General features: G+C 58.9%; 13 protein-coding genes. 10 read left to right on the top strand and 3 right to left on the bottom strand.

Annotated features, from left to right (window positions below; genetic code table 11):
- The 9 genes from hflX to QMM04_RS15620 form a co-directional block, all read left to right on the top strand.
- Nucleotides 1-1,082: ribosome rescue GTPase HflX (gene hflX, locus QMM04_RS15660; RefSeq protein ID WP_282996491.1), on the top strand; the 1,082-nt coding region annotated here is incomplete at its 5' end.
- A gap of 79 nt (nt 1,083-1,161) precedes the next feature.
- Nucleotides 1,162-2,397, top strand: a complete 1,236-nt coding sequence (gene hflK / locus QMM04_RS15655; RefSeq protein WP_021509762.1) for an FtsH protease activity modulator HflK — start codon at nt 1,162-1,164, stop codon at nt 2,395-2,397.
- A 3-nt stretch (nt 2,398-2,400) separates the two neighbouring features.
- Entirely contained in the window at nt 2,401-3,405 is a 1,005-nt protein-coding gene (gene hflC, locus QMM04_RS15650; RefSeq protein ID WP_021509761.1) for a protease modulator HflC, read from the top strand.
- A 57-nt stretch (nt 3,406-3,462) separates the two neighbouring features.
- Nucleotides 3,463-3,663, top strand: a complete 201-nt coding sequence (locus tag QMM04_RS15645; RefSeq protein ID WP_031280157.1) for a DUF2065 family protein — start codon at nt 3,463-3,465, stop codon at nt 3,661-3,663.
- 175 nt (nt 3,664-3,838) lie between these two features.
- The gene (locus tag QMM04_RS15640; protein WP_282996490.1) at nt 3,839-5,137 is read left to right on the top strand and encodes an adenylosuccinate synthase; all 1,299 of its coding nucleotides are present in this window, start codon (nt 3,839-3,841) and stop codon (nt 5,135-5,137) included.
- A gap of 195 nt (nt 5,138-5,332) precedes the next feature.
- Entirely contained in the window at nt 5,333-5,776 is a 444-nt protein-coding gene (gene nsrR, locus QMM04_RS15635) for a nitric oxide-sensing transcriptional repressor NsrR (protein WP_150360360.1), read from the top strand.
- 16 nt (nt 5,777-5,792) lie between these two features.
- On the top strand, nt 5,793-8,231 hold the full coding sequence (gene rnr, locus QMM04_RS15630; RefSeq protein ID WP_152390396.1) for a ribonuclease R: 2,439 nt from the start codon (nt 5,793-5,795) through the stop codon (nt 8,229-8,231).
- Between the two features lie 138 nt (nt 8,232-8,369).
- A complete protein-coding gene (rlmB, locus tag QMM04_RS15625) occupies nt 8,370-9,104 on the top strand; it encodes a 23S rRNA (guanosine(2251)-2'-O)-methyltransferase RlmB (RefSeq protein WP_021509756.1) in 735 nt (244 codons plus the stop codon).
- Between the two features lie 95 nt (nt 9,105-9,199).
- On the top strand, nt 9,200-10,828 hold the full coding sequence (locus QMM04_RS15620; protein ID WP_282996489.1) for an isovaleryl-CoA dehydrogenase: 1,629 nt from the start codon (nt 9,200-9,202) through the stop codon (nt 10,826-10,828).
- Here the strand turns inward: QMM04_RS15620 and bsmA are convergent.
- A complete protein-coding gene (bsmA, locus tag QMM04_RS15615; protein ID WP_141497034.1) occupies nt 10,802-11,128 on the bottom strand; it encodes a biofilm peroxide resistance protein BsmA in 327 nt (108 codons plus the stop codon). The two genes, QMM04_RS15620 and bsmA, sit on opposite strands and share 27 nt — an antisense overlap.
- 55 nt (nt 11,129-11,183) lie before the next feature.
- The gene (locus QMM04_RS15610; RefSeq protein WP_282996488.1) at nt 11,184-13,115 is read right to left on the bottom strand and encodes a methyl-accepting chemotaxis protein; all 1,932 of its coding nucleotides are present in this window, start codon (nt 13,113-13,115) and stop codon (nt 11,184-11,186) included.
- 159 nt (nt 13,116-13,274) lie between these two features.
- Here QMM04_RS15610 and yjfP point away from each other — a divergent pair, with 159 nt between their 5' ends.
- The gene (yjfP, locus tag QMM04_RS15605; RefSeq protein ID WP_282996487.1) at nt 13,275-14,024 is read left to right on the top strand and encodes an esterase; all 750 of its coding nucleotides are present in this window, start codon (nt 13,275-13,277) and stop codon (nt 14,022-14,024) included.
- A gap of 52 nt (nt 14,025-14,076) precedes the next feature.
- Here the strand turns inward: yjfP and QMM04_RS15600 are convergent, their stop codons facing one another.
- Nucleotides 14,077-14,283 carry a hypothetical protein gene (locus tag QMM04_RS15600; RefSeq protein WP_021509751.1) on the bottom strand — a complete coding sequence of 69 codons (207 nt, stop codon included), beginning with the start codon at nt 14,281-14,283 and terminating at the stop codon, nt 14,077-14,079.
- Nucleotides 14,284-14,647: the final 364 nt, after the last annotated feature.

The following is a 14,647-nucleotide window of genomic DNA, read 5'->3' as shown; positions in this document are numbered from 1 at the left end:
CCGATGCGGTGAAAGCGAGTGGAGCATCGGTCGTTTTATTCGATCATGCCTTATCCCCTGCTCAGGAACGTAATCTTGAGCGGCTGTGCGAATGTCGCGTAATCGATCGCACCGGCTTAATTCTCGATATTTTTGCCCAGCGCGCCCGCACCCATGAAGGGAAACTGCAGGTCGAGCTGGCACAGTTACGCCATCTTGCCACCCGTCTGGTGCGCGGATGGACTCACCTTGAGCGGCAGAAAGGCGGTATCGGCCTGCGTGGACCGGGTGAAACCCAGCTGGAAACCGACCGTCGTTTACTGCGCGGCCGCATCAGCCAGATTCTGTCCCGTCTTGAACGCGTGGAAAAACAGCGTGAGCAGGGACGTCAGGCGCGCGCGAAAGCCGATGTGCCGACCGTCTCCCTGGTGGGCTACACCAACGCCGGCAAATCCACCCTGTTCAACGCCATTACTTCAGCCAACGTGTATGCTGCCGACCAGCTGTTCGCCACGCTGGACCCGACGCTGCGCCGCCTCAACGTGGCCGATGTCGGCGAAGTGGTGCTGGCGGATACGGTAGGCTTTATCCGTCACCTGCCGCATGACTTAGTGGCGGCGTTTAAAGCCACCCTGCAGGAAACCCGTCAGGCGTCGCTGCTGCTGCACGTGATTGACGCCGCGGATTTACGCGTCAATGACAACATTGATGCCGTAAACGAAGTGCTGGCAGAGATTGAAGCCGATGAGATTCCGGTGCTGCTGGTGATGAACAAGATCGATATGCTGGATGGCTTTGAGCCGCGTATCGATCGCGACGAAGAGAACCGGCCGACGCGCGTGTGGCTGTCGGCGCAGAGCGGTGCCGGTTTGCCGCTGCTGTGGCAGGCGCTGTCCGAGCGCTTAGCCGGTGAAGTGGCGCAGTATGATTTACGTCTGCCGCCGGAAGCGGGCCGCCTGCGCAGCCGCTTCTATCAGCTGCAGGCGATTGAAAAAGAGTGGAATGAAGAAGATGGCTGCGTAGGTTTGCAGGTGCGAATGCCGATTGTTGACTGGCGCCGCTTGTGCAAGCAGGAACCGCAGCTCGCCAGCTATATTGTTTGACCGTTGCCCAACTCATTTACCCCAAGACGTGCCCGGCACGTGGCAGGGTAAACTTATATACAATAAATGGAGTAGAGACATGGCGTGGAATCAGCCCGGAAATAACGGACAGGACCGCGACCCGTGGGGAAGCAGCAATAATCAAGGCGGCAACTCTGGGGGAAATAAGGGAGGGCGCGATCAGGGGCCTCCTGATCTGGATGATATCTTCCGTAAGCTGAGTAAAAAACTCGGCGGACTGGGCGGTGGCAAACAGAGCGATAACGGCCAGCGCAGCGGCGGCAGCGGTGGCAAACTGGTTGGCATTGTCGCCGTGGCGGCAGTGGTCATCTGGGCAGCCAGTGGTTTCTACACCATCAAAGAAGCGGAGCGCGGGGTCGTGACGCGTTTCGGCAAATTCAGCCATCTGGTTGAGCCTGGCCTCAACTGGAAACCGACCTTTATCGATCAGGTGCGGGCCGTCAACGTCGAAGCGGTGCGTGAGCTGGCGGCGTCGGGCGTGATGCTGACTTCGGACGAGAACGTGGTGCGCGTGGAGATGAACGTGCAGTACCGCGTGACCGATCCGGAGCGCTACCTGTATGCGGTGACCAGTGCCGATGATAGCCTGCGTCAGGCTACTGACAGCGCGTTGCGCGGCGTGATTGGCCGCTCGACCATGGACCGGATCCTCACCGAAGGCCGTACCGTCGTGCGTAGCGATACCCAGCGTGAAATCGACGAAACCATTCGTCCTTACAACATGGGTATTACGCTGCTTGACGTCAACTTCCAGGCGGCGCGTCCACCGGAAGAGGTCAAAGCCGCGTTTGACGATGCGATTGCCGCCCGCGAAAACCGCGAGCAGTACGTGCGTGAAGCTGAAGCGTACGCCAACGAAGTGCAGCCGCGTGCTAACGGCCAGGCGCAGCGTATTCTTGAAGAGGCGCGAGCCTACAAAGAGCGTACCGTGCTGGAAGCGCAGGGTGAAGTGGCTCGGTTTGCGCGTCTGCTGCCGGAGTACAAAGCCGCACCGCAGATCACCAAAGAACGTCTCTACATTGAAAGCATGGAGCGCGTGCTCAGCCATACCCGCAAAGTGCTGGTTAACGACCGCGGCAATAGCCTGATGGTGCTGCCGCTGGATCAGCTGATGCGTGGCGGCCAGGCAGGCGGCCAGAGCGGTCAGAACAATGCCAATCTGATGAAGTTACCGTCGTCACCGGGCAGCAATGCCGGCCGCGGCGACACTTCATCCTACAGTCCGGACAGCATCATGGATCAGCGTCGCGCCAATGCGCTGCGTAACGATACCCAGCGCGAAGGGAGGGAGTAATCGATGCGTAAGCCAATCATCGCCGTAATTATTGTTGTTCTGGTGGTGCTGTACGCCTCACTGTTCGTGGTGCAGGAAGGCCAGCGCGGTATCGTGCTGCGCTTTGGTAAAGTGCTGCGTGATGATGAGAACAAGCCGCAGGTGTACGCACCGGGTCTGCACTTCAAGATTCCGTTTATCGAAACCGTGAAGTCGCTGGATGCGCGCATCCAGACCATGGATAACCAGGCCGATCGTTTCGTCACCAAAGAGAAGAAAGACCTGATTGTGGACTCTTACATCAAGTGGCGCATCAGCGATTTCAGCCGTTACTACCTCGCGACCGGCGGTGGCGATGTGTCTCAGGCGGAAGTGCTGCTGAAACGTAAGTTCAGCGACCGTCTGCGTTCAGAAATGGGCCGTCTTGATGTGAAAGACATCGTCACCGACTCGCGTGGCCGTCTGACTACTGACGTACGCGATGCGCTGAACACCGGCAGTGCCGGCAATGACGACGAAGTGCAGACGCCAGCCGCTGACGATGCGATTGCCAGCGCGGCAGCCCGCGTTGAGCGCGAGACCAACAGCAATGAGCCGGCGCCAAACCCGAACAGTATGGCGGCGCTGGGTATTCAGGTGGTCGACGTGCGTATCAAGCAGATCAACCTGCCGACCGAAGTGTCGGACGCGATCTACAACCGTATGCGCGCCGAGCGTGAAGCGGTAGCACGTAGTCAGCGTTCACAGGGTCAGGAAGAGGCGGAAAAACTGCGCGCTCAGGCCGATTATCAGGTAACCCGTACGCTGGCAGAAGCGCAGCGTCAGGCGCTGATCAGCCGTGGTGAAGGGGATGGTGAAGCGGCCAAGCTGTTCGCTGACGCCTTCAGCCAGGATCCTGATTTCTATGCCTTTATCCGCAGCCTGCGTGCCTATGAGAACAGCTTCGCGGACAATCAGGACGTGATGGTGCTGAGCCCGGATAGCGATTTCTTCCGCTATATGAAGGCGCCAACTAACGTCTCGCGTTAATAACTGTTATAACCTTGAGGCCGACACTGATGTCGGCCTTTTTTTTGGGAAAACAGAATGAACACAACCGTCTGGATGGCGCTGGCTTTGGTGCTGGTGCTGGAGGGATTAGGACCGATGCTGCTGCCGCGTCTGTGGCGTCGCATGATTCTGGCGATGACGCAGTTACCGGACCGTATACTGCACCGTTTTGGCGGCGGGCTGGTGGTGGCGGGCGTGGTGATTTACGCCATGCTGAGCACGCACGCGAATGGCTGAGCAATAATCTGCGCGCTGCCGCACGGCTAAATTGTGTCTGCTGCAGAGCATTGCCCCCAACATGTTGTAGTGATCAAAACTCAGGCAAAAAACAGCGCAATCGTATGCTAAAAGTGCTGAAAGAGTGAAAATCCGATGGTAGAATCCATTTTTAAGCAATCGGTGATTTTAGAAAATGGGTAAGAACGTCGTCGTACTGGGCACCCAATGGGGTGACGAAGGTAAAGGTAAGATCGTAGACCTTCTGACTGAACGCGCGAATTACGTTGTGCGTTACCAGGGTGGCCACAATGCAGGCCATACACTTGTCATCAACGGTGAGAAAACCGTCCTCCACTTAATTCCCTCTGGCATCCTGCGTGAAAACGTCACCAGCATCATTGGTAATGGTGTTGTGCTGTCGCCTGAAGCCCTGATGAAAGAGATGAACGGTCTGGAAGCGCGCGGTGTGCCGGTACGTGAACGTCTGCTGATCTCTGAAGCTTGTCCGCTGATTCTGCAATACCATGTGGCGATGGACCTGGCGCGTGAAAAAGCGCGCGGTGCCAAAGCTATCGGTACCACCGGTCGTGGTATCGGCCCAGCCTACGAAGATAAAGTTGCCCGTCGCGGTCTGCGCGTCAGCGACCTGTTCAACAAAGAAACCTTCGCCGTGAAGCTGAAAGAGATCGTTGATTTCTACAACTTCCAGCTGGTGAATTACTACAAAGAAGATGCAGTAGACTACGATAAAGTGCTGAGCGATGTACTGGCGGTGGCCGACATCCTGACCGGCATGGTCGTCGACGTGTCTGAACTGCTGGACGGCGCGCGTAAGCGTGGCGACCTGATCATGTTCGAAGGCGCGCAGGGTACGCTGCTGGATATCGACCACGGTACCTATCCGTACGTGACGTCGTCCAACACCACTGCTGGTGGCGTGGCGACCGGTTCAGGTATCGGTCCACGCTACGTGGATTACGTGCTGGGCATCGTCAAAGCTTACTCGACCCGCGTTGGTGCCGGTCCATTCCCGACCGAACTGTTTGATGAAACCGGCGAGTTCCTGTGTGAGAAAGGTAACGAGTTCGGTGCCACCACCGGCCGTCGTCGTCGTACCGGCTGGCTGGATGCGGTTGCAGTGCGCCGCGCGGTGCAGATCAACTCCCTGTCCGGCTTCTGCATGACCAAACTGGACGTGCTGGATGGCCTGAAAGAGGTGAAAATCTGCGTCGGTTACCGTATGCCGGATGGCCGCGAGATGACCACCACGCCGCTGGCCGCTGAAGGCTGGGAAGGCATCGAGCCGATTTATGAAACTCTGCCGGGCTGGAGTGAAAACACCTTTGGTGTTAAAACACTGGAAGGCCTGCCGCAGGCAGCACGTGATTACATCAAACGTGTTGAAGAAGTGACTGGCGTGCCGATTGATATTATTTCAACCGGTCCCGACCGTAGTGAGACCATGATTCTGCGCGATCCGTTCGACGCTTAATCACGTTTTGCAGGCCGGACACTGTCCGGCCTTCGTTTATCTGCTCTTTGACTCCGCTCACTTCATTTTTTCCTGCTGGTTTCGGGTGTTGCAGGAAAAAAGCGCTCCGGGTTTTCCACACTGGTTTATCATCAATGTTAATCGAAGCGCTCACGGGCGTTATAACAACAATATCGATGATTCACTGAGGTACATGTGCAGCTAACAAGTTTTACCGATTTCGGTCTGCGCGCCCTGATTTACATGGCGACATTGCCGCAAGGTCAGCAGACCAACATTACCGAAGTCACCGATACCTACGGGGTATCGCGTAACCATATGGTTAAGATCATCAATCAACTGAGCCGGGCCGGCTTTGTTGCCGCGACACGCGGTAAAAACGGCGGAATTCGTTTAGGCATGGACCCGGATAAAATCGTCATTGGCGATGTCGTGAGAAAAATGGAGCCTTTGCAGCTGGTAAACTGTAAAGAGTGTGCGATAAATCCCGCCTGTCGCCTGCGTAGCGCGCTGAATAATGCGGTCCAGCTATTCCTGCAGGAACTGGATAAATATACGCTCGCCGACCTGGTGCAAAACAACGATTCGCTTTACCACATCTTATTGTCCGAACCGCCGGTGGCAATTCCACATAAATGACATCGGAGGAACCGTAATGTCAAAAGATCCCTTTCAGGATAGAGAAGCTGAAAAGTACGAAAATCCTATTCCCAGTCGGGAATTTATCCTCGCGCTATTAGAAAAGCGTGAAAAGCCGGCGAGTCGCGAAGAGATCGCCGAAGAGTTAAACATCACCAGCGAAGATCAGCTTGAAGCGCTGCGTCGCCGCCTGCGCGCCATGGAGCGTGACGGCCAGCTGGTGTTCACCCGTCGCCAGTGCTACGCCCTGCCGGAGCGTCTGGATTTACTGCGCGGCAAAGTGATTGGCCATCGCGATGGCTACGGCTTCCTGCGCGTTGATGGTCAGAAAGATGACTTCTACCTCTCGGCGGAGCAGATGAAGTTCTGCCTGCACGGTGATGTCATCCTCGCCCAGCCGGGCGGCTCCGACCGCAAAGGGCGGCGTGAAGCGCGCGTGGTACGCGTGCTGGAACCGCGCAACAGCCAGATTGTTGGCCGCTACTTCACCGATGCCGGCACCGGCTTCGTGGTACCGGACGACAGCCGTCTGAGTTTTGACATTCTGATCCCGGCGGAAGAGACGCTGAATGCGCGCATGGGATCGGTGGTCGTGGTGGAAATCGTGCAGCGCGCGACGCGCCGCAGCAAAGCCATTGGCAAAATTACTGAAATTCTCGGCGACAACATGGGCACCGGTCTGGCCGTGGATATGGCGCTGCGCACCCATGAAATTCCCCACTCATGGCCGGAAGAAGTCGAGAAAGAGATTTCCAGACTGAAAGAGCAGGTACCGGAATCGGCGAAAAAAGGCCGCGTCGACCTGCGTGAACTGCCGCTGGTGACCATCGACGGTGAAGACGCGCGTGACTTCGATGACGCCGTTTACTGCGAGAAAAAACGCGGCGGCGGCTGGCGCCTGTGGGTGGCGATTGCCGACGTCAGCTATTACGTGCGTCCCGGCACCGCGCTGGATAACGAAGCGCAGCAGCGCGGCACCTCGGTCTACTTCCCGTCGCAGGTGATACCGATGCTGCCGGAGATCCTCTCGAACGGCCTGTGCTCACTCAATCCACAGGTGGATCGCCTGTGCATGGTGTGCGAGATGACCATCTCGGCCAGCGGTAAACTCACCGGCTTCAAACATTACGAAGCGGTGATGAACTCACATGCGCGTCTGACCTACAACAAAGTGTGGAGCATTCTGCAGGGCAACCCGGAGCTGCGTGAACAGTATGCGGCGCAGGTGAAGCACCTCGAAGAGCTGCACCGTATGTATGAGGTGCTGGAAACCGCCCGCGAACAGCGCGGTGGCATCTCGTTTGAAACCGACGAAGCCAAATTCATCTTCAACGCTGAGCGCCGCATTGAGCGCGTGGAGCGCACCGTACGTAACGATGCGCACAAGCTGATTGAAGAGTGCATGATTCTGGCCAACATCGCCTCCGCGCGTTTCGTTGAGAAACATCAGGAGCCGGCGCTGTTCCGCGATCACGATCGCCCGAGCGAAGACAGCATCACCAGCTTCCGTACCGTGCTGGGCGAGCTGGGCCTCAGCCTGCCGGGTGGGTCGAAACCGCAGCCGATCGATTATGCCGATCTGCTGACGCAGATTGCCGACCGTCCGGATGCTGAAATGCTGCAAACCATGCTGCTGCGTTCGATGAAGCAGGCGGTGTACGATCCGGAAAACCGCGGTCACTTTGGCCTGGCGCTGGCGTCGTATGCGCACTTTACCTCGCCGATCCGTCGCTATCCGGATCTGCTGCTGCACCGTGCCATCAAGTACCTGCTGGCTAAAGAGCAGGGCACGGTAAAAGGCAACACCACGCCAACCGGTGGTTATCACTACGATATGCAGCAGATGCTGCAGCTGGGTCAGCACTGTTCGATGACCGAACGCCGTGCCGACGAAGCGACGCGCGATGTGGCCGACTGGCTGAAGTGCGACTTTATGCAGGATCAGGTGGGTAACGTATTCAACGGCGTGATCTCCAGCGTGACCGGCTTTGGCTTCTTTGTTCGCCTCAACGATCTGTTCATTGATGGCCTGGTGCACGTCTCCACGCTGGACAATGATTACTACCGCTTCGATCCGGTGGGCCAGCGTCTGATTGGCGAATCCGGCGGTCGCACTTACCGTCTGGGTGATGCGGTGGAAGTGCGCGTTGACGCGGTGCACATGGATGAGCGCAAGATCGATTTCGCGCTGATCTCCAGCAAACGCGTACCGCGCGGTGAAGGAAAAACCGCGCGCGAGCGTGAGAAGCATGGCGGCAAGCCACCGGCGAAGCGGCGCCGCGATGCGGGCCGAAAGGGCAACTTTGAGCCGGACGCCGCTTTCCGCGGTGAGAAGCAGCCGCCTGCGGCGAATAAAAGCGAGAAAAAAAGCAAAAAAGTCTCCGAAAAAACCCGTAAAATCGCCGCCGCAACCAAGGCGAAGCGCGCAGTGAAGAAGAAGGCCAGCGAAGCCTGATGGCCTCTTCACCCGCCAGCGGCCAGGTGCGTCAGCGCTGACGCACCTTGCTCAACCCTGTTTCGCAGGCTGCGCCCCAACGCGCAGCCTGATTAATGTTCTGTATTCAACGATATACATCCAACCTTGAGCAAAGTAATGAGTGAAATAATTTTTGGCATTCACGCCGTGCAGGCGCTGCTGGAGCGTGATCCCCAGCGTTTTCAGGAAGTCTTTATCCTTAAAGGCCGCGATGATCGCCGCCTGCAGCCGCTGATCGCCGCACTGGAAGCTCAGGGAATTGTGATTCAGCTGGCCAACCGCCAGTGGCTCGACGGCCAGGTCGAAGGCGGCGTGCACCAGGGTATCGTGGCGCGCGTTAAGCCGGGTAAAAACTATCAGGAAGGCGATCTGCCGGATCTGCTGGCTTCACTGGATCAGCCGTTCCTGCTAATTCTGGATGGCGTCACCGATCCGCATAACCTGGGCGCCTGCCTGCGCAGCGCCGATGCGGCCGGTGTGCATGCGGTAATCGTGCCGAAAGACCGTTCGGCACCGCTCAACGCCACGGCGAAAAAAGTCGCCAGCGGGGCGGCGGAAAACGTGCCGCTGATTCGCGTCACCAATCTGGCGCGCACCATGCGTCTGCTGCAGGAGTACAACGTCTGGATCGTCGGCACGGCCGGTGAAGCAGACCACACGCTGTATCAGAGCAAAATGACCGGCGCGATGGCGCTGGTGATGGGTGCGGAAGGAGAAGGCATGCGCCGCCTGACGCGCGAACACTGCGATGAGCTGATCAGCATCCCGATGGCCGGCAGCGTCTCTTCCCTCAACGTTTCGGTGGCCACCGGCGTTTGTCTGTTCGAAGCGGTGCGTCAGCGCCAGGCGTGATCGCCGCCGCAAAACCTCAGCTGTACCAGGCATAACTGCACATCCTCTCCATACTTATAGCCACATCAGTACGGGCAACAGGAGAGGAGAGTGCCATGGCCTGGACCACTCACAGCGTATTCAATCAACCATCTCCGCTCAGCAACAGCAATCTCTTCACCGGCGACAGCGCGCTGTGCGAGGCGGTGGTGCGTGAAGGGGCCGGCTGGGACCGCGAATGGCTGGCGTCCGTCGGCCTGCAGCTCGGCAGCGCGGAGTCACTGGAATTAGGTCGCCTGGCCAATGCACAGCCGCCGGAGCTGCTGCGTTACGACGCGCGCGGTGAGCGACTCGACGAGGTGCGCTTTCATCCTGCCTGGCATCTGCTGATGCAGGGCGTGTGCGCCAGCCGGTTACATAACCTGAGCTGGCAGCCTGACGTGCAGGGCAGCGCCATGGTGGCACGCGCGGCGCGTTTCATTCTGCATGCGCAGGTGGAAGCCGGTTCACTCTGCCCGGTAACCATGACTCACGCCGCGATCCCGCTGCTGCAAACCCATCTGCCCGCTCCCTACGCCGACTGGCACGATCGGCTGCTGAGCGATCGGTATGATGCGCATCATCTGCCCGGCAGCCAGAAGCGCGGCCTGCTGATTGGCATGGGCATGACGGAGAAGCAGGGCGGCACCGATGTGTTGAGCAACACCACACGCGCCGAACCGCCTGGCACGCGTGCGCCGGGCGAACCCTGGCGCATCACCGGCCACAAATGGTTCTTCTCGGTGCCGCAAAGCGACGCGCACCTGATTCTGGCGCAGACCGCCGCGGGGCTGAGCTGCTTCTTTCTGCCGCGCCTGCTGCCGGACGGCACGCGCAACGCCATTCGTCTTGAACGTCTGAAAGACAAGCTGGGCAACCGCGCCAATGCCAGTGCCGAAGTGGAGTTTCAGGATGCCTTCGGCTGGTTGATGGGTGAGGAGGGCGATGGCGTGCGGCTGATCCTGAAAATGGGCGGTATGACGCGCTTTGACTGTGCGCTCGGCAGCCACGGCCAGATGCGACGCGCGCTGGCGATTGCGCTGCATCACGCCGGTCAGCGCCAGGTGATGGGCAAAAACCTTAGCGATCAGCCGCTGATGCGCGCGGTGCTGGCGCAGCAGGCACTGCAGCTGGAGGGACAAACCGCACTGCTGCTGCGTCTGGCGCGCGCCTGGTCAACGCCAGCCAGCGCGCATGAACGGCTGTATGCACGCCTGTTCACTCCGGCGGCCAAGTTCGTGATCTGCAAAGCCGGTATGCCGTTTGTGGCTGAAGCCATGGAGGTGCTGGGCGGCATTGGCTACTGCGAAGAGAGTGAACTGCCGCGCCTGTATCGCGAGATGCCGGTGAACAGCATCTGGGAGGGCTCGGGTAACGTGATGTGCCTGGATGTGCTGCGTGTACTGGGACGGCATGCAGAAGTGCTTAGCATGCTGCAGGATGAGTTTGATGCGGTGAAGGGCAGCAATCGCCACTTCGATCGCTGCTGGCGTCAGCTGCGGCTGCAGCTCGGCAACCTGCGCGAAGAGCAGGGACGGCAGGTCAGCGACATGCTGATTCGGCTGGCGAGTGCCGCGGTGCTGCTGAAAGCGGCAGAACCGCCGCTGGCGGACAGCTGGTGCGCGCGTTATCTCTCATCGCGTCCGGCACAGGCACTGAGTGATGATCTGAACGCACGCTTACTGCAGCGTGCTACTGCCGCCTGAGGGCGCGCCGTACAGAATGGCGGTGGCATACCAGAAGCCAGGCATGGTGGTCTCATCGACCATCAGGATCTGATAGTAAACCGCACCGCTCTGATTGGCGCGTGCAGCGATTGCACGCTGCACATCATCCGGCGAGCCGCGTGAATGGGCGCTGACGGTGCCGAGCTTCGGCAGGCCATAGCTTTGCGCGCGAGTGATCTCCTGCGCCTGACTAGTGGGCGCTGGCGGGGGTTGTGGCGTGGTGTGCAGTGCGGCACAGCCGCTCAGCAGCAGGCCCAGCAGCAGAATAAGCGTACGCATGGTGGCTCCGGAAAACAGGCAGATGACTCAAGTGTAAGCCATCTGCCCCGGCTCATCAGTCGTTGAGGCGGAAAATACTCACCAGCTGGGTCAGATGATGGCCTTTCTGACTCAGGTGCTGCGCCGTGTGCTCGGACTGGTTAATCATGTCGCTGCTCTGATGGGTCGCATGGCTGATGTGGTTCATTGCCAGATTGACCTGACCAATACCCGCAGCCTGCTCCTGGGCGGCGATATTGATTTCCCCCATCAGGGTTTTCACCTGTTCGATATGGCTGACAATATGGCTCATGGCGTCACGCGTTTGTTCCGAGAGCGCATGGCCGGCGGCCACTTTGTCGATCGAACTGGCAATCAGCCCGTCAATCTCCTTCGCCGCATTGGCGCTGCGCTGCGCCAGCGCACGCACTTCCGCAGCGACGACCGCGAAGCCTTTGCCGTGCTCACCGGCGCGCGCCGCCTCAACCGCAGCGTTGAGCGCCAGAATATTGGTCTGGAAGGCAATCGACTCGATCACGTGGGTAATGTCGGCGATGCTCTGCGAGGCAATGCGAATCTCCGCCATGGTCTCTACCGAGCGCGCCACGGTGCTGCCGCCCTGGCTGACGGTGCTGGCGGCTTCACCGACCAGCGCCATCGCCTGACGCACATTAGCGGCGGTTTGCGCCACGGTTGCGCCAAACTGCTCCATGCTGGCCGAGGTCTCTTCGACGCTGCTCGCCTGGCGGCCAATCTGCTCGCTGATGCTGGAACTGCTGGCCGCAATGGTGTCGGTGCCGTCGCTGATCTCACGCGCGGCGGCGCGTACCTGGCCTACCACTTTCTCCAGACCGTCGCCAATGCCGTTAATCGCGTTCACCAGCTGGCCGATCTCGTCGCGGCGCGCTGAGTCGAGGTGCGCCTGCAGATTACCCGCCGCGTACTGCTCGGCCAGATGGATCACCTGCTGCAGCGGCCGGGTAATGGCGCGCCGGCTATACAGCACAAAGCCAATGGCAAAGGCGAGTACCAGCGCCAGGCCAATCAGCATGAACAGATTGCGGCTGTGGGTGATCGGTGCCAGCAGGCTGGCGCGGCTGACTTCACCGGCGATAATCCAGTTCCAGCCCGGCAGTTGCTGCCATGCCAGCAGGCGGGTTTCGCCCTGATGCGCGATCTCCAGCAGGCCGTGCGGCTGCGTCAGGATCTGCTGCTGTACGCTGCGATCCCAGTCCGGCAGCTTGCCTTCTGACTGACGGGCAAACAGATACTGGCCCTGTGCGCTGCCCGGCGTGCCGTTCAGCACGAAGAAGCTGCCGCTGTCACCGAGACGTCGCGCCAGCACTTTCTCCCGCATCAGCGCGTACTGTTTATCAATCTGCACGCCAACAAACAGAATGGCGATGACTGCGCCGCTGTCGTCCTGCACCGGCTGGTATTGCGTGATATAGCGATGGCCGAACAGCGTCGCCAGGCCGCGATACACTTCGCCCCTATTCACGCTGCGCCACGCCGCGCTGCTGCGATCAAGCTGGGTGCCCACCGCGCGGCTGCCATCCTCTTTCTTCAGTGAGGTCGCGATGCGAATGTAATCCTCGCCGTCGCGCACAAAAATGGTGGAGACTGCACCGGTACGATCGAGAAAATCGTCCACGGCGATCTGATCGAGGTTGAGGGTTTTCAGCCCGGCACGCAGCGTCGGCGTGCTGAACGATCCCACCTGAATACGTGAGCTGTCGTCACGGCTGAATCGCTTGGGTAAAAAGCTCTGAAACAGCCGGGTATAGTTCGCCACTTCTTCCGATAAGGTCGCGTTAAACATCGTGGCCATTTCATTAATGCCGAGCACCTGGTTTTGCATATCGTCGACAGCCAACTGCTCCAGCTGGCGCGCGGCGTTATGGCTGAGCGTTAACGTCAGGGCAAACAGCACGATTGCCACACTGAAAGACGTCAATACAGACAGCTTAATTCCGAGACCCATGGCGCTGAGAGAGAGACGCTTCATAAAGTACCTTTAATAAATAACTGGAGGGGTACAGGATCAACGGCAAAATGCGGTAAATGTTTAGGGCAGAAATTAATCGAAATAAATGTGATGTGGCTCGCGTTTTGGCCGGCAGCACGTACACTGAGACCAGTGATAATCATTCTCAACGGAGACGGTATGATTGAGTTGGCAACGGAGAACCTGGCGGGCATTGAGTGTATTCACGCGGCACCGGCCGGACAGCGGCTGGCGCGCTTACCCACCATCCTGTTTTATCACGGATTTACCTCGTCGAAAGAGGTGTACAGCTACTTTGCCGTGGCGCTGGCGCAGGCCGGTTTCCGTGTGGTGATGCCGGATGCAGAGATGCACGGCGCACGCTACAACGGCGATACCGACGCGCGCATGACGCACTTCTGGGAGATTTTGCGCCAGAACATTGATGAAGTGCCGCTGCTGGAAGCGGCGCTGCGCGACAACGATTGGGTGGCGGACGAGCGTTTCGCCATTGCCGGCGCCTCAATGGGCGGGATGACCGCGCTGGGCGCGATGGCGCGCTATCCACACCTGCACAGCGTTGCCTGCCTGATGGGCTCCGGTTACTTCATGCAGCTCAGTCAGACGCTGTTCCCGCCGCTGGTAGCGCACACGCCAGAGCAAAAAGCGGCGTTACAGGCGCGGCTGGCCCCGCTGGCAGCCTACGATCCCTGTCAGCAGCTGGCGCAGCTGGCTAACCGGCCGCTGCTGTTATGGCACGGTGAAGCGGATGAAGTCGTACCGTTTGCCGAAACGGTACGGCTGGAGAAGGCGTTGCGCGAGGTGCAGCTCGACAGCCGGCTCACCTTTCTGGCGGAAAAGCAGATCGGGCACAAAATCACGCCGCCAGCGCTCACCGCGCTGGTCAGTTTCTTTAAACATCATTTGTAAAACGGAACGGGCTGGCGGCGCGGAGCACGCCAGCCCGGGATAACAGGCCGGACTACAGTTGTGACGACAAGCGGTCGGCGGCGCTGGTGTTCGCGCTGACCGGGTTACCGCCTGGCGCATCCAGCCGGTTAACGTAGACATAGCCTGAAGCCGCTTTGCTGCTGTTACTTCTCATCTGCAGCGCCTGGTCAGCGGAGCTGGCAAGAGCGGGGGTAGACAGGAAGAGACCCAGTAAAGTGGCGATAATGACAGCTTTCATAATCGACTCCTCACTCCAGGGATTTCACTCTCAGGCGCGCTGATTAAGCCAAACCGTTGCGCCTGTAGAGAGTTTAGTTCTTCACCAGTACGACGCCAGATCGTCATGCTGAACGCCTCGTTCAGGGATTTTGAACAATCTCTGACTAACCTGCTGAATCTCAATCCTTAGCACGAAAGGTGTCCCCGCCTGGCACGGCAGCGACAATTTGATGAATTGTGCGCTTGAGTTTCCCCGGCGAGGTCAGTATGATTACGCGTCAATTTTTCAGCTGCATTCAGAGGTGTGTTTCATCTTTTGGGTGATTCGCAACCTATAACGTTCCTTGCTTCCGTGGGCCGCAGCTGACCCTGACAGGAGGCTG

Origin of the sequence: Pantoea sp. Pa-EAmG (assembly GCF_030024295.1) — a bacterium.
Taxonomy (GTDB): Bacteria; Pseudomonadota; Gammaproteobacteria; order Enterobacterales; family Enterobacteriaceae; genus Pantoea; species Pantoea dispersa.
This window is presented reverse-complemented; position numbering and strand designations above follow the sequence as displayed.